Source organism: Acinetobacter sp. SFD (genome assembly GCF_001647575.1).
Taxonomy (GTDB): Bacteria; Pseudomonadota; Gammaproteobacteria; order Pseudomonadales; family Moraxellaceae; genus Acinetobacter; species Acinetobacter pecorum.
In genome coordinates, this window is record NZ_LSZJ01000001.1 from 43,965 (window position 1) to 63,375 (window position 19,411).

31 protein-coding genes and 2 pseudogenes are annotated in these 19,411 nt (G+C 44.6%); 4 read left to right on the plus strand and 29 right to left on the minus strand.

From position 1 onward, the window contains the following. Nucleotides 1–10: 10 nt before the first annotated feature. From rpsK to AY605_RS00360, 26 genes and pseudogenes are all read right to left on the minus strand, one after another. A complete protein-coding gene (gene rpsK / locus AY605_RS00240; RefSeq protein WP_004281491.1) occupies nt 11–397 on the minus strand; it encodes a 30S ribosomal protein S11 in 387 nt (128 codons plus the stop codon). Nucleotides 398–416: 19 nt separating this feature from the next. Beyond that, nucleotides 417–773 carry a 30S ribosomal protein S13 gene (rpsM, locus tag AY605_RS00245; RefSeq protein WP_004281492.1) on the minus strand — a complete coding sequence of 119 codons (357 nt, stop codon included), beginning with the start codon at nt 771–773 and terminating at the stop codon, nt 417–419. A gap of 105 nt (nt 774–878) precedes the next feature. Continuing rightward, nucleotides 879–995, minus strand: a complete 117-nt coding sequence (gene rpmJ, locus AY605_RS14745) for a 50S ribosomal protein L36 (RefSeq protein ID WP_000867907.1) — start codon at nt 993–995, stop codon at nt 879–881. 19 nt (nt 996–1,014) lie between these two features. After that, nucleotides 1,015–2,334: a preprotein translocase subunit SecY gene (gene secY / locus AY605_RS00250; protein ID WP_171254898.1), complete on the minus strand. Its 1,320-nt coding sequence runs from the start codon at nt 2,332–2,334 to the stop codon at nt 1,015–1,017. Nucleotides 2,335–2,379: 45 nt separating this feature from the next. Further along, nucleotides 2,380–2,820, minus strand: a complete 441-nt coding sequence (gene rplO, locus AY605_RS00255; protein ID WP_064094518.1) for a 50S ribosomal protein L15 — start codon at nt 2,818–2,820, stop codon at nt 2,380–2,382. A 3-nt stretch (nt 2,821–2,823) separates the two neighbouring features. Then, complete coding sequence (gene rpmD / locus AY605_RS00260) at nt 2,824–3,000, minus strand: 50S ribosomal protein L30 (protein WP_004281495.1); 177 nt, start codon at nt 2,998–3,000, stop codon at nt 2,824–2,826. Nucleotides 3,001–3,006: 6 nt separating this feature from the next. Then, complete coding sequence (rpsE, locus tag AY605_RS00265) at nt 3,007–3,504, minus strand: 30S ribosomal protein S5 (protein WP_004281496.1); 498 nt, start codon at nt 3,502–3,504, stop codon at nt 3,007–3,009. Nucleotides 3,505–3,506: 2 nt separating this feature from the next. Next, nucleotides 3,507–3,857, minus strand: coding sequence for a 50S ribosomal protein L18 (gene rplR, locus AY605_RS00270; protein WP_004281497.1), 351 nt, complete (start codon nt 3,855–3,857; stop codon nt 3,507–3,509). A 14-nt stretch (nt 3,858–3,871) separates the two neighbouring features. After that, on the minus strand, nt 3,872–4,405 hold the full coding sequence (gene rplF, locus AY605_RS00275) for a 50S ribosomal protein L6 (protein WP_064094519.1): 534 nt from the start codon (nt 4,403–4,405) through the stop codon (nt 3,872–3,874). 13 nt (nt 4,406–4,418) lie between these two features. Continuing rightward, nucleotides 4,419–4,814 carry a 30S ribosomal protein S8 gene (gene rpsH, locus AY605_RS00280; RefSeq protein WP_064094520.1) on the minus strand — a complete coding sequence of 132 codons (396 nt, stop codon included), beginning with the start codon at nt 4,812–4,814 and terminating at the stop codon, nt 4,419–4,421. 12 nt (nt 4,815–4,826) lie between these two features. After that, the gene (gene rpsN / locus AY605_RS00285) at nt 4,827–5,132 is read right to left on the minus strand and encodes a 30S ribosomal protein S14 (protein ID WP_004732275.1); all 306 of its coding nucleotides are present in this window, start codon (nt 5,130–5,132) and stop codon (nt 4,827–4,829) included. Between the two features lie 9 nt (nt 5,133–5,141). Next, entirely contained in the window at nt 5,142–5,678 is a 537-nt protein-coding gene (rplE, locus tag AY605_RS00290) for a 50S ribosomal protein L5 (RefSeq protein ID WP_004645057.1), read from the minus strand. A 16-nt stretch (nt 5,679–5,694) separates the two neighbouring features. After that, entirely contained in the window at nt 5,695–6,012 is a 318-nt protein-coding gene (gene rplX, locus AY605_RS00295) for a 50S ribosomal protein L24 (protein ID WP_004281502.1), read from the minus strand. Between the two features lie 9 nt (nt 6,013–6,021). Next, nucleotides 6,022–6,390 (minus strand): 50S ribosomal protein L14, encoded by a 369-nt coding sequence (rplN, locus tag AY605_RS00300; RefSeq protein ID WP_004281503.1) that lies wholly within the window; start codon nt 6,388–6,390, stop codon nt 6,022–6,024. Nucleotides 6,391–6,481: 91 nt separating this feature from the next. After that, nucleotides 6,482–6,739, minus strand: coding sequence for a 30S ribosomal protein S17 (rpsQ, locus tag AY605_RS00305; protein ID WP_004281504.1), 258 nt, complete (start codon nt 6,737–6,739; stop codon nt 6,482–6,484). Beyond that, nucleotides 6,736–6,933 (minus strand): 50S ribosomal protein L29, encoded by a 198-nt coding sequence (rpmC, locus tag AY605_RS00310; protein WP_004281505.1) that lies wholly within the window; start codon nt 6,931–6,933, stop codon nt 6,736–6,738. Before rpmC ends, rpsQ begins: the two co-directional genes overlap by 4 nt. Continuing rightward, complete coding sequence (gene rplP, locus AY605_RS00315) at nt 6,933–7,346, minus strand: 50S ribosomal protein L16 (RefSeq protein ID WP_004281506.1); 414 nt, start codon at nt 7,344–7,346, stop codon at nt 6,933–6,935. Before rplP ends, rpmC begins: the two co-directional genes overlap by 1 nt. Beyond that, nucleotides 7,286–8,102: pseudogene (rpsC, locus tag AY605_RS00320) on the minus strand (30S ribosomal protein S3). Before rpsC ends, rplP begins: the two are co-directional and overlap by 61 nt. A gap of 1 nt (nt 8,103) precedes the next feature. Continuing rightward, nucleotides 8,104–8,433 (minus strand): 50S ribosomal protein L22, encoded by a 330-nt coding sequence (gene rplV, locus AY605_RS00325; protein ID WP_001982638.1) that lies wholly within the window; start codon nt 8,431–8,433, stop codon nt 8,104–8,106. A gap of 11 nt (nt 8,434–8,444) precedes the next feature. Next, nucleotides 8,445–8,720, minus strand: coding sequence for a 30S ribosomal protein S19 (rpsS, locus tag AY605_RS00330; RefSeq protein WP_004673001.1), 276 nt, complete (start codon nt 8,718–8,720; stop codon nt 8,445–8,447). 19 nt (nt 8,721–8,739) lie between these two features. Continuing rightward, nucleotides 8,740–9,564, minus strand: coding sequence for a 50S ribosomal protein L2 (rplB, locus tag AY605_RS00335; protein ID WP_064094522.1), 825 nt, complete (start codon nt 9,562–9,564; stop codon nt 8,740–8,742). 11 nt (nt 9,565–9,575) lie between these two features. Next, a complete protein-coding gene (gene rplW / locus AY605_RS00340) occupies nt 9,576–9,896 on the minus strand; it encodes a 50S ribosomal protein L23 (RefSeq protein WP_004281510.1) in 321 nt (106 codons plus the stop codon). Further along, nucleotides 9,893–10,495 (minus strand): 50S ribosomal protein L4, encoded by a 603-nt coding sequence (gene rplD / locus AY605_RS00345; protein WP_035265093.1) that lies wholly within the window; start codon nt 10,493–10,495, stop codon nt 9,893–9,895. The genes rplW and rplD overlap by 4 nt, the downstream gene beginning before the upstream one ends. An 11-nt stretch (nt 10,496–10,506) precedes the next feature. Beyond that, nucleotides 10,507–11,145: a 50S ribosomal protein L3 gene (gene rplC / locus AY605_RS00350; RefSeq protein WP_064094523.1), complete on the minus strand. Its 639-nt coding sequence runs from the start codon at nt 11,143–11,145 to the stop codon at nt 10,507–10,509. 60 nt (nt 11,146–11,205) lie between these two features. Beyond that, nucleotides 11,206–11,517: a 30S ribosomal protein S10 gene (gene rpsJ, locus AY605_RS00355; protein WP_000070912.1), complete on the minus strand. Its 312-nt coding sequence runs from the start codon at nt 11,515–11,517 to the stop codon at nt 11,206–11,208. 272 nt (nt 11,518–11,789) lie between these two features. After that, the gene (locus tag AY605_RS00360) at nt 11,790–12,524 is read right to left on the minus strand and encodes a type 1 glutamine amidotransferase (RefSeq protein ID WP_064094524.1); all 735 of its coding nucleotides are present in this window, start codon (nt 12,522–12,524) and stop codon (nt 11,790–11,792) included. Between the two features lie 163 nt (nt 12,525–12,687). On the opposite strand from AY605_RS00360, the gene AY605_RS00365 reads away from it, so the two are divergent. Beyond that, complete coding sequence (locus AY605_RS00365; RefSeq protein WP_064095161.1) at nt 12,688–13,890, plus strand: PLP-dependent transferase; 1,203 nt, start codon at nt 12,688–12,690, stop codon at nt 13,888–13,890. A 39-nt stretch (nt 13,891–13,929) separates the two neighbouring features. Here AY605_RS00365 and AY605_RS00370 read toward each other — a convergent pair whose 3' ends face one another. Beyond that, complete coding sequence (locus tag AY605_RS00370) at nt 13,930–14,154, minus strand: hypothetical protein (RefSeq protein WP_064094525.1); 225 nt, start codon at nt 14,152–14,154, stop codon at nt 13,930–13,932. A gap of 316 nt (nt 14,155–14,470) precedes the next feature. On the opposite strand from AY605_RS00370, the gene AY605_RS00375 reads away from it, so the two are divergent. From AY605_RS00375 to yihA, 3 genes and pseudogenes are all read left to right on the plus strand, one after another. Beyond that, nucleotides 14,471–15,232, plus strand: coding sequence for a globin domain-containing protein (locus AY605_RS00375; protein WP_064094526.1), 762 nt, complete (start codon nt 14,471–14,473; stop codon nt 15,230–15,232). A 97-nt stretch (nt 15,233–15,329) separates the two neighbouring features. Continuing rightward, nucleotides 15,330–15,770 carry an RrF2 family transcriptional regulator gene (locus tag AY605_RS00380; protein WP_064094527.1) on the plus strand — a complete coding sequence of 147 codons (441 nt, stop codon included), beginning with the start codon at nt 15,330–15,332 and terminating at the stop codon, nt 15,768–15,770. Nucleotides 15,771–15,875: 105 nt separating this feature from the next. Next, nucleotides 15,876–16,652, plus strand: a pseudogene (gene yihA / locus AY605_RS00385) (ribosome biogenesis GTP-binding protein YihA/YsxC); the annotation flags it as partial. Between the two features lie 271 nt (nt 16,653–16,923). Here the strand turns inward: yihA and AY605_RS00390 are convergent. Together AY605_RS00390 and AY605_RS00395 are read right to left on the minus strand one after the other, a co-directional pair. Beyond that, nucleotides 16,924–18,171, minus strand: a complete 1,248-nt coding sequence (locus AY605_RS00390; protein ID WP_064094529.1) for a dicarboxylate/amino acid:cation symporter — start codon at nt 18,169–18,171, stop codon at nt 16,924–16,926. A 179-nt stretch (nt 18,172–18,350) separates the two neighbouring features. Further along, nucleotides 18,351–19,223, minus strand: a complete 873-nt coding sequence (locus tag AY605_RS00395) for an acyl-CoA thioesterase (protein ID WP_064094530.1) — start codon at nt 19,221–19,223, stop codon at nt 18,351–18,353. Nucleotides 19,224–19,411: the final 188 nt, after the last annotated feature.

Sequence of the window (19,411 nt, forward strand, 5' to 3'; positions counted from 1 at the left end):
ATGTTTCTCCTTACACGCGACGTTTTTTAGGTGGACGGCAACCGTTGTGAGGAATTGGAGTCACATCGGTAATGCTATTAATTTTATAACCCACTGCACCTAAAGCACGAACCGCAGATTCACGACCAGGACCAGGACCTTTTACAAGGACGTCCAAGTTTTTCAAACCGTAATCTAAAGCAGCTTTACCAGCAACTTCAGCAGCTACCTGAGCAGCAAACGGAGTTGATTTACGTGATCCACGGAAGCCTTGTCCACCTGAAGTGGCCCAAGCCAGTGCATTACCTTGACGATCGGTAATAGTCACAATGGTGTTATTAAAAGAAGCGTGAATGTGTGCGACACCTTCAGAGACGGTACGAGTGACCTTCTTGCGTGCGCGAGTATCTTTAGCCATCTTTTAGCTTCCAGAAATCTTATTTCTTAATAGGTTTGCGCGGACCTTTACGGGTACGTGCGTTAGTTTTGGTGCGTTGACCGCGGACAGGCAAGCTGCGACGATGACGAAGACCGCGGTAGCAGCCTAAATCCATTAAACGTTTAATGTTCATGGAAATTTCGCGACGTAAATCACCTTCGGTCGGAACCTTAGCAACTTCTGCACGAATCGCATCAAGCTGAGCGTCATCTAATTCACGGATCTTAGTAGTTGGAGCAATACCAGCAGCAGCTAAGATAGCTTTTGAAGTATGGCGGCCAATACCAAAGATATACGTTAGAGAGATAACAGCATGCTTGTTATCCGGAATGTTTACACCGGCAATACGAGCCATTCAATTTTCTCCAAAAAGGCAGTAGATAATCAACCGCCCCACAAAAATCTTGAGGGGCGGATAATAACCTAATTCGCCTACAGAAATCAACAGGTCTTAATCAGATTAACCTTGACGCTGCTTATGACGAGGTTCTGCGCTACAAATTACGCGGATAACCCCATTACGACGGATAACTTTACAGCTACCACAAATTTTTTTAACAGAAGCTTGTACTTTCATGATGAAACCTCAAGTGCGCTTATCCCTTAGGATGAGCAGTCGTTTTTCTCATTAACGTTTGATTATCGTACTGGTGCAAAGTGAGATGTGATTGCAGCTGAGCCATAAAGTCCATCACCACTACCACAACAATCAGCAAAGAAGTACCACCCAAATAGAATGGAATACCAAATGAACTTTGCAATATCATCGGCATCAAACAAATGACGGTGATATAAATCGCGCCAATAAACGTCAAACGATTGAGAATATGATCTAAGTAACGAGCAGTTTGCTCACCTGGACGTATACCAGGCACGTAAGCTCCGCTGCGTTTCAAGTTCTCTGACACTTCTTTAGGACTAAATACCAGTGCTGTATAGAAGTAACAGAAAAAGATAATTAACGCACCAAAGAGCACCAAATACAACGGCTGACCAGGCGACAACACCAATGCCAAATCTTGCAGGCTACGTTTAATAAATCCAGCATTTGGATCTGCACTGCCCACCCATTGACCTAAGCTCGCAGGGAACAAAAGCAATGAACTGGCAAAAATTGCCGGAATCACACCCGCCATATTAATTTTTAATGGCAAATGTGTCTGCTGTGCAGTAAATACACGACGACCCTGTTGTTTTTGAGCATAGTTCACCGGAATGCGACGTTGCGCTTTCTCGATAAATACGATCGCTGCCAAGACACCTAAAGACAGTAAACCAAAAATTACCAAGCCGATTAGGCTGGTCTGGCCATTATCTACAGATGACAATGATTGCATAATCAGATTAGGCAATCCGGCAACAATACCCGCAAAGATGATCATGGAAATACCATTTCCCACCCCACGTTCGGTAATCTGCTCACCTAACCACATCAAGAACATGGTCCCGGCAACCAGTGAGGTTACTGCAGGAACATAAAAAGCCAAACCAGTATTCAGGGTAATTCCCTGACTGATGAGGCCCGCACACATACCTATTGCCTGTACCAGCGCCAAGAATAAGGTGCCTTGTCGTGTGTATTGATTAATTTTACGTTTGCCTTGCTCGCCTTCTTTCTTTAAAGCTTCCAGCGAAGGAACCACCGTTGACATCAGCTGCACAATAATCGATGCAGAAATGTAAGGCATGATCCCCAAAGCAAGAATCGACATTCGTTCTAATGCCCCTCCAGAAAACATGTTAAACAAACCCAGGATCGTACCTGAGTTTGCATTAAACAAGTTTTCCAACGCAGCATTATTGATGCCTGGTACTGGAATATGCGCTCCTAGTCGAAACACCAACAACGCACCAATGAGAAACATCATTCGACGAATAATTTCACGGTATTTCACATGAAATGGTTGGCCTTTCATCATGTTGACATGACCTGAAGAACTAGGAGTCATAGACACTGGGGATTACTCCTCGACTTTGCCGCCAGCAGCTTCAACAGCAGCTTTAGCGCCTTTAGTCAATGCAACACCTTGAATAGTGAATGCACGAGTAATTTCACCAGAAAGTACGATACGAGCACGAGTCATGTCTTTACGTACAACGTTCGCAGCTTTTAAAGTTTCTAGAGACACGATGTCGCCTTCAACTTTAGCAAGCTCAGATAAACGTACTTCAGCAGTTTTCAAAGCCAATTGGCTAGTGAAGCCGAATTTAGGCAAACGACGATAAAGTGCTGTTTGACCGCCTTCGAAACCTGGACGAGTACCACCGCTCTTACGTGAGTTTTGACCCTTGACACCACGGCCACCGGTCTTACCAACGCCAGAACCGATACCACGGCCTAGACGAAGGTTGTCACGTTTAGCACCTTCTGCAGGTGCAATTGTATTTAAACGCAGAGTCATGGCTTATTCCTCTACACTAACCATATAGTAGACTTGGTTGATCATACCACGGTTAGAAGGTGTGTCTAACACTTCTACAGTATGACCAATACGACGCAGACCTAAACCTTGCAGGCTAAGCTTGTGATTTTTCAAGCGGTGCGATGCAGATTTAGTCTGGGTAACTTTAATCGTTTTCATGATTGATTACCCTTGAATTTGTTCTACTGAAAGACCACGTTTCGCAGCAACCTTTTCAGGAGTAGTCATATCACGCAAACCATTGAAAGTTGCGTTTACTACGTTAGCAGCGTTAGTAGAACCACGGCATTTAGTCAACACGTTACGTACGCCTACAGCTTCTAGAACTGCACGCATAGCGCCACCAGCAATTACACCTGTACCTTCAGAGGCAGGCTGCATGAATACGCGACTAGCGCCGTGACGTGCATGAATTGGATGCTGTAACGTACCATCAACAAGGTCAACAGTAATCATATTGCGACGAGCAGCTTCAAGTGCTTTAGAGATAGCAGCTGGAACTTCACGTGCTTTACCACGACCAAAACCTACGCGACCATTACCATCACCCACAACAGTTAATGCTGTGAAAGAGAAGATACGACCACCCTTAACAACTTTGGCTACACGATCAACGGCAACCAGCTTTTCAACAAGACCTTCGTTTTGTTCAACTTTAGCCATGATTAGAACTCCAAGCCGTTTTCACGAGCAGCATCAGCCAAGGCTTTGATACGACCATGATATTTAAAACCAGAACGGTCAAATGCAACTTTAGTAACACCAGCTGCTTTAGCGCGTTCTGCGATTAAAGCACCTACTTTTTGAGCTGCTTCAACGTTACCAGTTGTACCCGCACGTAGAGTAGCGTCTAAAGTAGAAGCTTGCGCTAATACTTTGCCACCATCTGCAGAGATAACTTGAGCATAGATGTGACGCGGAGTGCGGTTTACACACAAACGAGTCGCACCCAATGCACGGATGTGCAAGCGTGTGCTTTTCGCACGACGCAAACGGGATTGTTTCTTTTCGTTCATAAGAACCTCGCGCCTTATTTCTTCTTAGCTTCTTTACGAAGTACAACTTCGTCAGAATAACGAACACCTTTGCCTTTATATGGCTCTGGTGGACGGTAACCACGGATATCTGCAGCAACCTGTCCTAAAGCTGCTTTATCAGCAGATTTAAGAATGATTTCAGTTGCAGTTGGAGTTTCAGCAGTTACACCTGCAGGAAGTGCATAATCGATCGGGTGAGAGAAACCAAGGTTAAGATGAACAACGTCACCTTTAACCGCAGCTTTATAACCAACACCGATAAGCTGTAACTTACGTTCGAAACCTTCGCTCACACCTTTTACAAGGTTGTTAAGCACAGCGCGAGCAGTACCAGCTTGCATCCAAGCGTCTTTCGACTCTTCTACTGGAGCAATAGCTAATGTACCGTCTTCCTGTTTAAGCTCGACCAGCGCATGCAGGTTGAAAGACAATGTACCTTTAGTGCCTTTCACTTCGACCTGCCGGCCGTTCTGAGTAACTGTTACACCGTTAGGTACAGTTACTGGGGCTTTAGCCACACGAGACATGAGGAATCACCTATTAAGAAACAAAAGCAATAACTTCACCACCAACGCCTGCAGCACGTGCAGCGCGATCAGTCATGATGCCTTTGCTTGTAGAAACAATTGCAATACCTAAACCTTGCTTAACGCTTGGAAGTGCATCTTTACCGCGATACTGACGTAGACCTGGACGGCTTACGCGTTTCACAGTTTCAATAACTGGTTTGCCTTCGAAATACTTTAAAGTCAAAGTAAGAGTTGGTTTGCCTTCAGCATCCGCAACTTCTACGTTTGAAATATAACCTTCTTGTTGAAGTAAGTTAGCAATTGCTACTTTCAACTTAGAATTAGGCATAGAAACAGATTGTTTCTTCGCCATTTGTGCGTTACGAACACGTGTTAGCATGTCGGCAACGGTATCTTGCATACTCATCTATAGTGCTCCTTACCAGCTTGCCTTAACAACGCCAGGTACATCACCTTGCATTACTGTTTCACGTAATTTGTTACGGCTTAAACCGAACTTACGGAAGTAACCATGAGGACGACCAGTTAAACCACAACGGTTACGTAGACGTACTGGAGATGCATTACGTGGTAATGCTTGTAATTTCATCATCGCTTCGAAACGTTCTTCGTCTGATGCATTTACGTTTGCAATAACAGCTTTTAATTCAGCACGTTTTGCAGCGTATTTAGCAACAGTAGCTTCGCGTTTCAATTCGCGATTAATCATACCTTTCTTAGCCATATCGACCTCTTATTTGAACGGGAAGCCGAATGCACGCATAAGCGCACGGCCTTCGTCATCGGTGCGAGCAGTCGTAGTAATGGTAATATCCATACCACGAATACGATCAATCTTGTCAAAATCGATTTCAGGGAACATGATTTGTTCCTTAAGACCCATTGAGTAGTTACCACGACCGTCGAATGATTTCGCAGAGAAACCACGGAAGTCACGAATACGAGGGATCGCAATCGAGATCAAACGGTCCAAGAATTCGTACATGCGTTCGCCGCGTAAAGTAACTTTACAACCGATCGGCCAACCATCACGGATTTTAAAACCAGCGATTGATTTACGAGCTAACGTAAGTACTGGTTTTTGACCAGCGATAGCTTGCATATCTGAAAGAGCACCATCAAGGAGTTTTTTGTCAGCAGCAGCCGCGCCAACACCCATGTTGATCGTGATTTTAGTGATGCGAGGAATCTCCATCACATTCTTAACGCCCAATACCTCTTGTAACTGAGCTTTAAGTTCGTCATTGTAACGTGTTTTAAGTCTGGCCATGGCCTATATCAACCTATTACTTCGCTACCGCCACTGATTCACCATTTGATTTGAATACGCGAGTTTTCACGCCATCAATCACTTGGTAACCAACACGGTCAGCCTTTTGGGTTGTAGCATTAAAAACTGCCACGTTTGAAATATGAAGCGAAGCTTCCTGAGTTACAACGCTACCTTCAGCGCCTGTAGCACGGTTCGGCTTCTGATGCTTCTTCACCAAGTTAAGGCCTTCAACCTTAACACGGTCATTAGAAACAGACAGAACAGTACCCTGTTTGCCTTTTTCTTTACCTGCGATCACAATTACTTGATCGCCTTTTTTAATCTTAGCCATGATCGCCTCTTATAGAACTTCAGGAGCCAATGAAATAATTTTCATGAACTGTTCAGTACGAAGTTCACGAGTCACTGGTCCGAAAATACGAGTTGCAATCGGCGCTTTGTTGTTGTTCAAAATAACAGCAGCGTTATCGTCGAAACGAATCACTGAACCGTCTGCACGACGGATACCGAATTTTGTACGAACCACAACCGCATTCATCACGTCACCTTTTTTAACACGTGCGCGTGGAATTGCTTCTTTTACAGTAACTTTAATAATGTCGCCAACAGAAGCATAACGACGATGCGAGCCACCAAGTACTTTAATACATTGTACGCGGCGTGCACCACTGTTGTCTGCTACGTCGAGCATAGTTTCGGTCTGAATCATTGCCCTACTCCAAAACCGAGCAACACCGGTCGAAATTTCGAAAGGCTCAAAGAGTACTCGAAATTGACCGATGATGCAACAAGAACGTTAATTACTCAGCAGCTGCTTCAACAACTTCAACTAGAGTCCAAGACTTAGTTTTAGAAATTGGGCGGCTTTCTTTAATGGTTACAACATCACCAGCTTTCGCTGTGTTGTTCTCATCATGAGCATGTAATTTTGTTGAACGGCGGATTAATTTGCCATACAACGGGTGTTGAACTTGGCGTTCAATAAGCACAACGATAGATTTATCCATCTTGTCGCTTACAACTTTGCCAGTTAACGTGCGGACTGTTTTATCACTCATTGTCCGTTCCCCTGTTTTTCGGTAAGGAGGGTCTTAATACGAGCAATAGTCTGACGAGTAAGTGCAACTTCATGCGATTTACCCAATTGACCAGTTGCTTTCGCCATACGAAGACGGAATTGGTTAAGCTGTTGCTCATCAAGCAAAGCTGTCAACTCTTCTACCGACTTTTCACGTAGATCTTTAGTTTTCATTACATTACCGTCCGAGTCACGATAGCGGTTTTAAACGGAAGCTTAGCTGCTGCAAGCGTAAACGCTTCGCGAGCCAGTTCTTCGTTAACACCATCAATTTCGTACAAGACTTTACCTGGTTTGATTTGGCAAACCCAATATTCCACAGAACCTTTACCTTTACCCATACGCACTTCAAGAGGCTTAGAAGTAATCGGCTTGTCCGGGAATACACGGATAAAGATCTTACCACCACGCTTAATACGACGGCTAATTGTACGACGCGCTGCTTCAATTTGACGCGCAGTCATTTGACCACGTTCAACTGATTTAAGTGCAATAGTACCGAAAGATACTGTGCTACCGCGGTGTGCTAGACCAGTGTTACGGCCTTTCTGCACTTTACGGAATTTAGTACGCTTAGGTTGCAACATGGATTATTCTCCTTTTTCAGCAGAACGATCATTGCGACGACCACGACGCTCTTGACCTTCACCACGACCACGACCGCGTTTAGCTGGACGTTCTTCTGCTGGAGCTGGGTTCATGACTTGTTTCATGCCGCCCAAGATCTCACCACGGAAGATCCAAACTTTAACACCGATCGTACCGTAAGTAGTCTCAGCACGCATAGTCGCATAGTCGATATCTGCACGAAGCGTATGTAGAGGTACACGACCTTCACGATACCACTCAGTACGAGCAATCTCAGCACCACCTAAACGGCCTGAAACTTCTACTTTGATACCTTTAGCACCAGCACGCATGGTGTTTTGTACCGCACGCTTCATAGCACGACGGAACATTACACGTTTTTCCAATTGAGAAGCGATAGCTTCAGCAACTAGACGCGCGTCTAAGTCTGGACGATCAATTTCATTGATACTTACTTGCGCAGGAACACCCATGATAGATGTCAATTCGCGTTGTAGTTTCTCAATATCTTCGCCTTTTTTACCGATCACGATACCAGGACGCGCAGTGCTAATAGTTACTTTAGCAGCGCCTGTAGGGCGTTCGATAAGAATATTGCTGATCATCGCGTTTTTAAGTTTTTTAGTTAAAAACTCACGAACTTGAAGATCTTTAAGCAAGTATTCAGCGTATTGTTTCGGATTCGCATACCAGTTAGCGTTATGACGTTTCACAACACCTAGGCGGATACCGATTGGATGAACCTTCTGACCCATATCAAACCCCTACCTTAACGGTGATGTGACAAGTACGCTTAGTAATACGATCTGCACGGCCTTTAGCACGTGGCATAATACGTTTCAGGCTCATGCCTTCATCAACGTAGATCGTAGAAACTTTAAGATCGTCTACATCTAAACTGTTATTGTGTTCAGCGTTTGCAATTGCAGATTCCAACGCTTTCTTAACTAGAACTGCAGCTTTTTTGTTGCTGAAGTTAAGAATGTTAAGAGCGTGCGCAACAGATTTGCCGCGGATAAGATCTGCAACCAAACGAGCTTTTTGTGCCGAGATAGCGGCACCGCGTAATTTAGCAGTTACTTCCATCATAGCACCCATTAACGTTTAGATTTCTTGTCAACACCGTGACCGCGATAGGTACGAGTTGGTGCAAATTCACCAAGCTTGTGACCAACCATGTGTTCAGAAATGATCACAGGAACGTGGTTACGGCCATTGTGTACAGAAATTGTTAAACCAACAAAATCCGGTAGGATCATCGAACGACGCGACCAAGTTTTGATCGGCTTACGGTTATTAGCCGCGATAGCCGCTTCAACCTTAGCGAACAAGTGCGCATCGACGAATGGGCCTTTTTTCAGAGAACGAGGCATTGTCAGATTCCTTTACTTGTTACTTAACGCGACGGTCGCGAATAATCATCTTAGTCGTACGCTTATTGGTACGTGTTTTGTACCCTTTAGCTTTTTGACCCCATGGGCTTACAGGTTGAATACCTTTATTACGCCCTTCACCACCACCATGTGGATGGTCAACTGGGTTCATCGCCATACCACGAACGGTAGGACGAACACCACGCCAGCGTGATGCACCAGCTTTACCTAGTGAACGAAGGTTGCTTTCTGAGTTAGATACTTCACCTAACACAGCACGGCATTCAACGTGAATTTTACGCATCTCGCCTGAACGTAGACGAACGATAGCGTAAGAACCGTCACGACCCAACAGCTGAACTGAAGTACCAGCTGAACGAGCTAACTGCGCGCCTTTACCGATTTTAAGTTCGATGTTGTGAAGAGTAGAACCGATTGGCATGTTGCGAAGCGGCAAGCAGTTACCTGGACGAATTGGAGCATCGTTACCAGACTGTACTTTATCGCCAGCGCGAAGGCCTTTAGGAGCGATGATATAGCGACGCTCACCGTCAGCATACAATACAAGTGCAATGTGTGCAGTACGGTTAGGATCGTATTCGATACGCTCTACAGTTGCAGGAATACCATCTTTGTTACGTTTAAAGTCAACTAGACGGTAGTGCTGCTTGTGACCGCCACCAACGTGACGAGTCGTGATGTGACCGTTGTTGTTACGGCCGCCAGTACGTTTTTTAGCTTCTACCAACGGAGCGTATGGTGCGCCTTTGTGAAGGTGATTATGAACCACTTTCTCTACAAAGCGACGTCCTGGAGACGTTGGCTTACATTTTTGAATAGGCATAATTCTCGTCCTTATTCCGCTGTGCTTTCAGCGGTATCGCCCAAGTCAGCCATTTCTACATCTTGGCCAGCTTTCAGGGTGACGTATGCTTTTTTAACATCAGAACGACGTCCTAATGTTTTACCAAAGCGTTTAGACTTACCTTTAGTGATAGTCGTGTTAACTTTAACAACTTCCACACCAAAGAGTTGTTCCACTGCTTTTTTGATTTCAAGCTTGTTTGCATTTAATGCAACTTTAAACACTTGAACACCAGCAGTTTCACCTAAAACTTGTGCTTTTTCTGAGAATACAGGTCCTTGCAGGACTTGATAGATACGTTCGTTGTTCATCCGAGTTCTACCTCAATTTTCTTAGCAGCAGCTACAGACATAACAACTTTGTCGAACGCAATCAAGCTAACCGGATCGATTGCAGCAGCATCAACCACATCAACGTGTGGAAGGTTACGTGCAGCAAGATACAGGTTCTCATCAACAGCATCAGTAACGATCAATGCGCGAGTCGCATTCAAGTCGTTAAGTTTTGCAAGCAATTCTTTAGTTTTTGGAGCTGCAACAGCAAACTCTTCAACTAAAACTAGGCGATCTTGACGAACAAGCTCAGCCAGGATGCATTGCATAGCACCGCGGTACATTTTACGGTTTACTTTTTGAGACCAGTCTTGTGGACGAGCAGCAAAAGTTTTACCACCGCCAACCCAGATTGGGCTACGAATAGAACCAGCACGAGCGCGGCCAGTACCTTTTTGACGGAATGGTTTTTTACCACCGCCAGAAACGTCTGCACGTGATTTTTGAGCTTTAGAACCTTGACGACCACCAGCTAAGTAAGCTGTAACAACTTGGTGTACAAGAGCTTCATTAAATTCACGACCGAACGCAACTTCTGATAATTCAACAGCAGAGCCGGAAACAGTATTTAAATTCACGTTATTTCCCCTCAGGCCTTGATAGTAGGACGAACAGTTACGTCGCCACCAGTAGCACCAGGAACCGCGCCTTTAACAACAAGAACTGAACGCTCAGTGTCGATAGCAACGATTTCAAGACCCTGTGTAGTTACGCGTTCAGCACCTAAATGGCCAGCCATTTTTTTGCCTTTGAACACGCGACCAGGAGTCTGGTTTTGACCAGTAGAACCTAGAACACGGTGAGAAAGTGAGTTACCGTGAGTAGCGTCTTGAGTACGGAAGTTCCAACGCTTAACACCACCTTGGAAACCCTTACCTTTAGAAGTACCAGTTACGTCAACAACTTGACCAACCTGGAACATTTCAACGGTAAGCGTACCACCAACTTCACGACCTTCAAGCTCAGCTTCTGAAACACGGAATTCTTGTACCAGACGACCAGCAGCAACACCCGCTTTCGCGAAGTGACCTTTCTGAGCGTTAGTTACGCGAGATTCGCGACGTTCACCAGTAGTGATTTGAATCGCTTGATAACCATCAGTTTCAAGCGTTTTGATTTGAGTGATGCGGTTAGGATCAACCTCAATCACTGTAACAGGCACAGAAACACCAGCATCTGTAAAGATACGTGTCATACCGCACTTGCGACCGACTAAACCAATAGCCATGTGCATAAACCTCTAAAAAAGCGGCCTAATTAACTTAGAGTGTTAATTAACCCGAAAGCCTTAACCCAATGCGATCTGAACATCAACACCAGCTGCAAGATCTAACTTCATCAATGCATCTACAGTTTTGTCTGTAGGTTGAACGATGTCGATCAAACGCTTGTAAGTACGGATTTCGTACTGGTCACGCGCGTCTTTGTTTACATGTGGTGATGTTAAAACGTTAAAACGTTCAATACGTGTAGGCATTGGAATTGGACCACACACTTGTGCGCCAGTACGTTTTGCGGTTTCTACGATTTCTTGAGCTGATTGATCGATCAGACGATGATCAAAAGACTTAAGACGGATACGAATTCTCTGGTTAGACATACCAGTAAACTCCAAGCCAAATATATAAAGAATCACTCTTGACGCATCTCACCCCACTTTAATGTGGGCAAGTGTCAAGAGCAGTGAATTATCACTAAGGTCATGATCGATGCCACGACTGTAACGATAGTTAACTACTTTATTCGCAGTTAACCCCCTTCCTATTGAAGGGTCGCTTATTATAGCCATTGTTTATTGCATAAGCAAATCTCTTTTATGGTTTTATCCAAGTTTTAAATTCATGACTTAAATAATGGCTTATTGATTGAATATCAGGCAGTTTTTGCTAGAACATATTCTATCGCACGGTTTAATATATGATTTCCTTCAATAAATTTCTGTTTTTGGGTTTTTTTTAGCTCAACCAAGTTTTGTACATATTTTCCTGAGAATTGCCCCAGTTCTTCCTCATTTTCCAAAAACAACTCGAGTGTTTCGGGTGTAATTTCTGGATGAAACTGGAAACCCAATACATTTCTGCCCAGTTGATACATCTGATTACGACAGGCTTCATTTTCTGCCAGATGGATTGCACCTTTAGGCAGTTCAAAAGTTTCATTATGCCATTGTAGAATATTGAACTGCTCCGGCAAGCTAAAACATGATTCCGGCAGATTGACTACCCTCTGCACCGTGGTCCATCCCAATTCCTGCTCTGGATTGCGGCTAACGCCTGCACCCAGGGCATTTGCAATCAACTGCCCGCCCAGGCACAGGCCAATTGCCGGTTTACCGTGTGAAAGATAGCGACGCAACCAGCGTTTTTCTATTTTTAACCAAGGGAAATTTGCTTCATCATTCACACTCATGGTTCCACCCATAATGATCAGCAAATCCACCTCTTCTACTGCAGGCAATGCCTCGATCTCCAGAGGTGGGTCTACAGGTAAAGCAAAAAATTCAGTCGCGGTAATTTGCGCCTGATGCTGCTTCAAAAACTCATAACAACTACCGAAACCTTCACCAGCAATATGCTGAAAATAATGCACTTTTAAATGCGACTTCATGCTCCTCAACCTATTTTTTTAGCTATATGGCTTTAGCTTTTGCAAAAATGAAGCCAAGTTTTTTCTACCCCTGCTGTTTTTAAACAATTCATAACGTAACTGGCAGTGAGTCACAGATTCTCTTAAGCTAGAGTAATATTTGATTACATTTGAGCGCATTCACGTGAAACAAGACTCTCAAACTCGCCTGATTCATGCACCACGAAAGGCCCCTCAATTAATTTCGAGCATTCAGCCTCCCCTCTATCGTGCATCGACCATAATTTTTAACAATACCGATGCCCTGTTTAATCGCCATTGGAGCGATGAGTATGATTATAGTTATGGCACGCATGGCACACCCACTACGTTTACTCTTGGCGACAATATCGCCCAACTCGAAGGTGGCTTGTATCATCTGCTCGCACCGAGCGGTTTATCTGCGATTAATCTGGTGAATTCCTGTTTTTTAAGCCAGGGGGATGAGGTTTGGGTAGCTGACAACATCTATGGCCCAAACATGGAACATTTACGCAATCTGGAGAAGCGTTATGGAATTACGGTTAAAGTCTATAATCCGATAGAGATTGAAACTTTTCAGCCTACAGATAACGCCAAACTGATCTGGCTCGAGGCTGCCGGCTCAGTGACCCTGGAATTCCCAGATTTGACCGGTTTGGTGAAAAAGGCGCAGGCGCATAATATGGTGACTGTACTGGATAATACCTGGGGTGCAGGTCTGGCTTTTAATGCCTTTGATTTTGGTCATGAACATTTAAGTGTAGATATTACGGTACATGCACTGACCAAATATCCAAGCGGTGGTGGCGACATCCTGATGGGCTCAGTGGTCACACGAGATAAAGTCTTGCATAACCAACTGTTCCGTGCGCATGCCCTTCAAGGCATTAGTGTTTCTGGGGATGATGTGGCTCAGGTACAACGCAGTCTGGCGTCTATGCAACTGCGCTATGAACATCAGTCACAAAGTTGTCTCACTATTTTGGACTGGCTTAAACAGCAAACTGAGCTTATACAGGTATTGCATCCTGCTGATTCTGACAGCGCAGGCCATCCATACTGGAAAGAAATTTGCAGGCAAGCGCATAGTGCCGGTCTGGTCAGTGTAATCTTTGACAGCAAATACACAATACAGGATATCCGGAATTTCTGTGACAGTTTAAGCCTGTTCAAGCTTGGCTTTAGCTGGGGTGGTCCTGTCAGTCTGGTCATGTTATATAACTTAAATGACATGCGCGTGCTGCAACATTCCCACCTAAAAGACGGCTTACTGGTGCGATTCTGTATTGGTCTGGAACACCCGAAAGACTTGATTCAGGATATCCAGCACGCCTTGGAACAAATGAAAAAACTTAAACATGAATAATAGAAAGATCTATGGATAGATCAGCTGTTATTGCTAAAACTATTCCAGATAGGATACCGACGATGTTCTGTAATCATCATTTGCCCAGCGACCTGGCTTGATTGCAGGCACCACCGGTATCGTAAAGCTCCCGTGTTTAAAAGTATTGGCAGAGAGTTTTTTGAATTGGTGTACCCATGCCAGTGCCGATCTGGGATAGATCTGATGCAAAAAACCACTCCATTCGCCTTCCGATTTCTGCAATGAGCTTGCTAATGCTGGCATCTAAACAACCCAACAAGCTGAAGAACATACAGCCAAGCAAGGTAGAGAAATAACTTTAGATATTATCGGCACGTTGACCACAAGTGCTGCCTATAGTCTGGACAGAAGAAGAACGAAACAGAAAATTATCCAAGGTTTACTTAACCCCCTTTTCAGGCGCACATAACCCTCTATTTTCCGATCATTATCACACTTCTTATGGAATATTTTTATATTCCATAATTTTTATAGGGTTTTATGGAGTGACACTATTGTAAAGCTTTTTTAAAAGATGTAATTTAAATACATCTTTTAAAAACAACTGCAGACAGCTCCCATGAATCCACAACATATTGAACTTGTACAAGCGACTGTTCCTGTTTTACGTGAAAACGGCGTAGCACTTACTACATATTTCTATAACCGCATGCTGAACAACCATCCTGAGTTGAAAAACACCTTCAACATGGATCATCAAAGTACCGGTCGTCAACCACGTGCCCTGGCTGCGGCAGTCTTGGCCTATGCCGAGAACATCACCAACCCGGGTGTTTTGGCCAAAGCCATCGAACGTATTACCACCAAACATGTCAGTCTGGATATTCAGCCAGATCAATATGCGATTGTCGGTGAAAATCTGTTACATTCGATCAGCGAAGTTTTAGATGTACCCATGGACTCCGAGCTGATTGCAGCCTGGAAAGAAGCATATATGCAACTGGCTGACATCCTGATTGGTGTAGAAAAATCCAAATATGCCACTCTAGCTTCTGAAAATGGTGGCTGGGCCGGCTGGCGCGAATTTGAAGTGGCAGCAGTCAATGATACGGATGCAGGTAAAATCTTTACACTCAAAGCTAAAGATGGTGCAGCGATTGCAAGTGCGGACGCAGGTGAACATATTTCAGTACGAGTACAGGTGCCTGAACAGAACATTCGCCAGCCACAGCAGTTCAGCTTTGATCAGGCTCAAAGTGGACAATATCAGATTACTGTGAAAGCTGAAGAAAACCCAACCGCGTTTTCAGTGGCACAAACACTGATTGACCATTATCAGGTGGGTGATATCGTCGAAGTGTCTGCCCCGCTCAAGCTTTAATGTCAAAAACGGTTTAGACTAACATCAGATCCTGATTAAAAGCTCCATTCGTGGAGCTTTTAGCATTCAATTCTTTCATTTTCTAGCTGTTGAACTTATGCAACTCAATAAATTCACTGACTATGCGCTTCGAATCCTGATGTATGTCGCACAGCCACGTGACTTCCCCTATACCATTGCAGAACTAGCCGAGCGCCTACAGGTTTCGCAAAACCATGCCATGAAAATCGTGCACTTTATGGCAAAACAGGACTGGCTGATTACTACCCGTGGTAAAGGGGGTGGCATACGTTTAAATCCAGCCAGCCTGAACCTTCAACTAGGACAGATTGTGCGGATTCTGCAACACGACAGCAATGTGGTGGAATGCAATAATCCCCCCTGCGTATTACGTCCAACTTGCGGTTTGAAAGGTATTTTAGATACTGCAGTCGATCAGTTTTATCACAGTCTGGATCAATATACGCTTCAAGATGTTGTTCTACCCAAAGATGCACGCTTTAGTTCAAAGTCCCCGATCGGCCTGATTAATCTTTAAAGTCTTTCAGTTCACATCTTATGAGTTATTCTTGCGGCAATGTTCGCTTGCCTGTGCGACTTCCTTTATAATGCTTCTTTGTAGATCATTTATTGAAGTTGAGTTATGCACCACAGCAGAGGAAAATCCAAAAACAGTAAGACAGCTCATGCGCCTAAGCAAAAGATCAGCTACGAGAAAAAAGTTGATTCTGCCATTACTGAATATGCTGTGCGCTCACTCAACTGGCTACGTAAAGCCGAATTTTTAATGAGTGCGCCCAAACTTAGTCTTTGTGTAGAAGATACTGGCTATGAAATTGCTTTTGCTGGTCGCTCGAATGCAGGGAAATCCAGTGCGATTAATGCCCTGACCAACCAGAAACAGTTGGCACGCGCATCCAAAAAACCTGGCCGCACCCAGATGATCAATTTTTTTAGCCTGGGCAATCCAGATCAGCGTCTGGTCGACTTACCCGGTTATGGTTATGCAGCTGTACCTGAAAAAATGAAACTGGTCTGGCAAAAAGAACTGGAAAATTACCTGATTCATCGCCAGAGTTTACAAGGCCTGGTGCTGCTGATGGACATTCGCCATCCACTGCAACACTTCGATGTGATGATGCTGGAATGGGCCTATTCCCGCCAGTTGTTCGTACATGTCTTGTTAACCAAGTCAGATAAACTGAATCGTGGTCCTGCATCCAAAGCCTTGCAGGAAGTCAAAGCGGCATTGAAAAAGATGAAGCTGGATTTCTCGATTCAACTGTTCTCATCAATGAATAAACAGGGTCTGGAAGAACTGGCCAGCGTCATGGGTGGCCGTTTGAACTTTACTTTAGATCAAGCCTCTCAATATGATCTGGACAGCATTCCGGAAGCATCAATCCATGATTTCAATGAATCGGATGAACCCCTTGAAGAACTCGAGCTTAGTGAATCTGATTTGGAGCATGTTGCTGAAGTATCGATGCATGCTTTAAATGAAGCTGAAGAGCCGCTTGAACTGCTTGAGCAGGATCCATCTGAGCTTAAAGCAGCAGATGAACTGAATCAGAACAAGCATTCTGAAGATTAACCATCTCATCAGAATTGTCTGGGATCATTCTTGATTTATTAAAACTTCCCTTATAAAAAGCAGACCAATGGCCTGCTTTTTTTTATTTTTAAATGCTTTAGCAGTCTGCTGCTTGAAGATCGGGTTCACGTGTATATCGATCCACCACGACACTGATCATCATATCACCCTGAACATTCACGACTGTGCGTACAGTATCGAGCAAGCGGTCGATCGGTAACAAAATGGCTATCGCCTCGGCAGGCAAACCGACCGACTGCAAGACCATGATCATGGTCACCATACCGGCACTCGGAATTCCCGGCGCACCCAAGGATGCAATCATCGCCGTGGCACAGACCACCAACTGCTGTCCCAGACTGAGATCCAGCCCCATTAAGTTGGCGATAAACAAGGCTGCTGCCGCTTCATAGAGTGCCGTGCCATCCATATTTAACTGGGTACCCAGTGGAATCACAAAACCTGCAGTCTGGGGCCGTACCCCTAAATTTTCCTGTGCGCATTTCATCGACAAGGGCATGGTAGCCGAACTGGAACTGGTGGCAAATGCAGTAATCAGGGCGGCTCTAGTACCCTTAAAGAACGTGATGGGATCCATCTTGCCGAAAACCCACAGCAATAGAGGCAAGACCACAAGACCATGGAAAACTGTGGTACCTGTGACCACTGCAGCAAATTCAGCCAGACGACTCAGTACAGAAATATCTTCAGTAGCGATCAGCTTGGCAAGTAGTGCAAAAATTCCGAGCGGTGCCAATTTCATGATCCAGCCAATCATCAACATCATGATGTCAAAAAACTGGAGACTCAGTTTGCGTACGGTACGGAAGCTGTCTCCACCTGCCACTAGCGCCACACCGATAAACAAGGCGAAAATCACCACTGCCAAAACGTTGCCATCCGCAAAAGCTTTGAACGGATTGATCAGGGTATTCTGAATAAAATTGGTAAAGAAAGATGAAGGTGTCAGGGTATCCGGTGTTTGATGTTGCGCCATGGCATCCTGGAACATCAGTACATCAACACCCTTACCGACATTAAACAGATGGGCACAGGTCAGACCTAAAATGAGCGCCAATGAAGTGGTTGTCACACAGCACATCAGGGTGATTTTCCAGGTTCGACTCAACTGTCCACCGGCCTGCAGATTCGACACCCCGACCACGATTGAAGTAAAAATAAGAGGGATCAAAATCATTTTAAGCAGCCCAATGAAAAGACTGCTGGCAATTCCAACCCCGTACAGGCCGATATCAAAAAACGTGCTTTGTGGAAATGTCGTCAGCAGGAATCCAAACAGCACCCCCAGTATGGCGGCAATTAAAATTTGCGTATTTAAACTCATCTTTTCATGCATTTTTAATATTGATCTTAAGCCGCACTATGCCATGCGTGTTCTATAGAATCGAGTAGTATTTTATAAACAGGTCATGAAAACATGACATTAAATAGCCATTTATATGCTACTTAAAAAAACAAAAAAAAACGAATCTGAACATTCGGTTTGTTGAACAAGAATAACCATTATTGTGTTTCGATTTCACGCAAACGGATCAGGCCTTCCTGAGTCGTACTACAGACCAGTTCGCCATTTTGCCACATCCGGCCAAAGTTCAGGCCACGTGAACTGGCACTTTGAGTCGCATCCATATCATATAGCATCCATTCATCCACCCGAAACGGTCTATGGAAGTACATGGCATGGTCAATACTGGCACATTGCAAACTTGGTGAAAGATAACTCAGACCATGGGGGCGCAGTGCAGTCGTCATCAGAGTAAAGTCAGAATAGAAAGCGGCGATGGCCTGATGCAGGGAAATATCATCCACCTCTGTGGCAATCTGGCCGTGGGTACGGATATAGTGCGCATAAGAAGGTGCTTCAGGTTGCGGCTGGAACGGATTCTGCGGATTGACCGGACGAATCTCGACATGACGATCACGTGTAAAGGTGGCCCGTACATTTTCCGGAATAAACTCGATAATCTGCCGGGTAAGTTCTGCTTCATTTTTCAGGCTTTCTGCCGGTGGATACTCGGGCTCTGAAATCTGATAGTTCAGACCTTCTTCCTGTGGAGCGAAAGACACCATACACATAAAAATGGTACGGCCATGCTGAATGGCACGTACTTGACGGCTGACAAAGCTCTTGCCGTCACGGATACGGTCTACTTCATAGATAATCGGTGCGTTGACATCTCCGCCAAACAAAAAATAGGCATGTAATGAGTGAGCCGGACGGTCTGTGGTATAAGATGCGGCGCGTAATGCCTGCCCTAAAACCTGTCCACCGAACACACGCTTGCCCACCAGATTCCGGCTGATTCCCCGGAAAATGTTTTCTTCTAACTTTTCTAAGCTGAGCAGCTCGACCAGTTCCTGTGTTAAGGCATTCATAAGTAACCTACGTAATATTGGAGATATCCCAAAATGGAAAAACAGATTTAAACAATTGATCTGGAATATTCTGCCACAAAATCAGACTGAAACTCTAAAGATTGCATGACTGTTCTGTCATACTCATGTCATAAGTCACTAGGAAAAGCATCTACTTTCACGCTAAAATTGAACTACTTCTGTTGAAG

Bases quoted from the DNA above. Each gene is read 5' to 3' on its own strand.
- rpsK (WP_004281491.1), bottom strand. From the start codon at position 397: ATGGCTAAAGATACTCGCGCACGCAAGAAGGTCACTCGTACCGTCTCT.
- rpsM (WP_004281492.1), bottom strand. From the start codon at position 773: ATGGCTCGTATTGCCGGTGTAAACATTCCGGATAACAAGCATGCTGTT.
- rpmJ (WP_000867907.1), bottom strand. From the start codon at position 995: ATGAAAGTACAAGCTTCTGTTAAAAAAATTTGTGGTAGCTGTAAAGTT.
- secY (WP_171254898.1), bottom strand. From the start codon at position 2,334: ATGAAAGGCCAACCATTTCATGTGAAATACCGTGAAATTATTCGTCGA.
- rplO (WP_064094518.1), bottom strand. From the start codon at position 2,820: ATGACTCTGCGTTTAAATACAATTGCACCTGCAGAAGGTGCTAAACGT.
- rpmD (WP_004281495.1), bottom strand. From the start codon at position 3,000: ATGAAAACGATTAAAGTTACCCAGACTAAATCTGCATCGCACCGCTTG.
- rpsE (WP_004281496.1), bottom strand. From the start codon at position 3,504: ATGGCTAAAGTTGAACAAAACGAAGGTCTTGTTGAAAAGCTGGTTGCC.
- rplR (WP_004281497.1), bottom strand. From the start codon at position 3,857: ATGAACGAAAAGAAACAATCCCGTTTGCGTCGTGCGAAAAGCACACGC.
- rplF (WP_064094519.1), bottom strand. From the start codon at position 4,405: ATGTCTCGTGTGGCTAAAGCCCCAGTAACTGTACCTAACGGTGTAACA.
- rpsH (WP_064094520.1), bottom strand. From the start codon at position 4,814: ATGAGTATGCAAGATACCGTTGCCGACATGCTAACACGTGTTCGTAAC.
- rpsN (WP_004732275.1), bottom strand. From the start codon at position 5,132: ATGGCTAAGAAAGGTATGATTAATCGCGAATTGAAACGCGAAGCTACT.
- rplE (WP_004645057.1), bottom strand. From the start codon at position 5,678: ATGGCCAGACTTAAAACACGTTACAATGACGAACTTAAAGCTCAGTTA.
- rplX (WP_004281502.1), bottom strand. From the start codon at position 6,012: ATGGCTAAGATTAAAAAAGGCGATCAAGTAATTGTGATCGCAGGTAAA.
- rplN (WP_004281503.1), bottom strand. From the start codon at position 6,390: ATGATTCAGACCGAAACTATGCTCGACGTAGCAGACAACAGTGGTGCA.
- rpsQ (WP_004281504.1), bottom strand. From the start codon at position 6,739: ATGAGTGATAAAACAGTCCGCACGTTAACTGGCAAAGTTGTAAGCGAC.
- rpmC (WP_004281505.1), bottom strand. From the start codon at position 6,933: ATGAAAACTAAAGATCTACGTGAAAAGTCGGTAGAAGAGTTGACAGCT.
- rplP (WP_004281506.1), bottom strand. From the start codon at position 7,346: ATGTTGCAACCTAAGCGTACTAAATTCCGTAAAGTGCAGAAAGGCCGT.
- rplV (WP_001982638.1), bottom strand. From the start codon at position 8,433: ATGGAAGTAACTGCTAAATTACGCGGTGCCGCTATCTCGGCACAAAAA.
- rpsS (WP_004673001.1), bottom strand. From the start codon at position 8,720: ATGCCTCGTTCTCTGAAAAAAGGCCCATTCGTCGATGCGCACTTGTTC.
- rplB (WP_064094522.1), bottom strand. From the start codon at position 9,564: ATGCCTATTCAAAAATGTAAGCCAACGTCTCCAGGACGTCGCTTTGTA.
- rplW (WP_004281510.1), bottom strand. From the start codon at position 9,896: ATGAACAACGAACGTATCTATCAAGTCCTGCAAGGACCTGTATTCTCA.
- rplC (WP_064094523.1), bottom strand. From the start codon at position 11,145: ATGGCTATTGGTTTAGTCGGTCGCAAGTGCGGTATGACACGTATCTTT.
- rpsJ (WP_000070912.1), bottom strand. From the start codon at position 11,517: ATGTCTAACCAGAGAATTCGTATCCGTCTTAAGTCTTTTGATCATCGT.
- AY605_RS00360 (WP_064094524.1), bottom strand. From the start codon at position 12,524: ATGAAGTCGCATTTAAAAGTGCATTATTTTCAGCATATTGCTGGTGAA.
- AY605_RS00370 (WP_064094525.1), bottom strand. From the start codon at position 14,154: ATGCCAGCATTAGCAAGCTCATTGCAGAAATCGGAAGGCGAATGGAGT.
- AY605_RS00375 (WP_064094526.1), top strand. From the start codon at position 14,471: ATGAATCCACAACATATTGAACTTGTACAAGCGACTGTTCCTGTTTTA.
- AY605_RS00380 (WP_064094527.1), top strand. From the start codon at position 15,330: ATGCAACTCAATAAATTCACTGACTATGCGCTTCGAATCCTGATGTAT.
- AY605_RS00390 (WP_064094529.1), bottom strand. From the start codon at position 18,171: ATGAGTTTAAATACGCAAATTTTAATTGCCGCCATACTGGGGGTGCTG.
- AY605_RS00395 (WP_064094530.1), bottom strand. From the start codon at position 19,223: ATGAATGCCTTAACACAGGAACTGGTCGAGCTGCTCAGCTTAGAAAAG.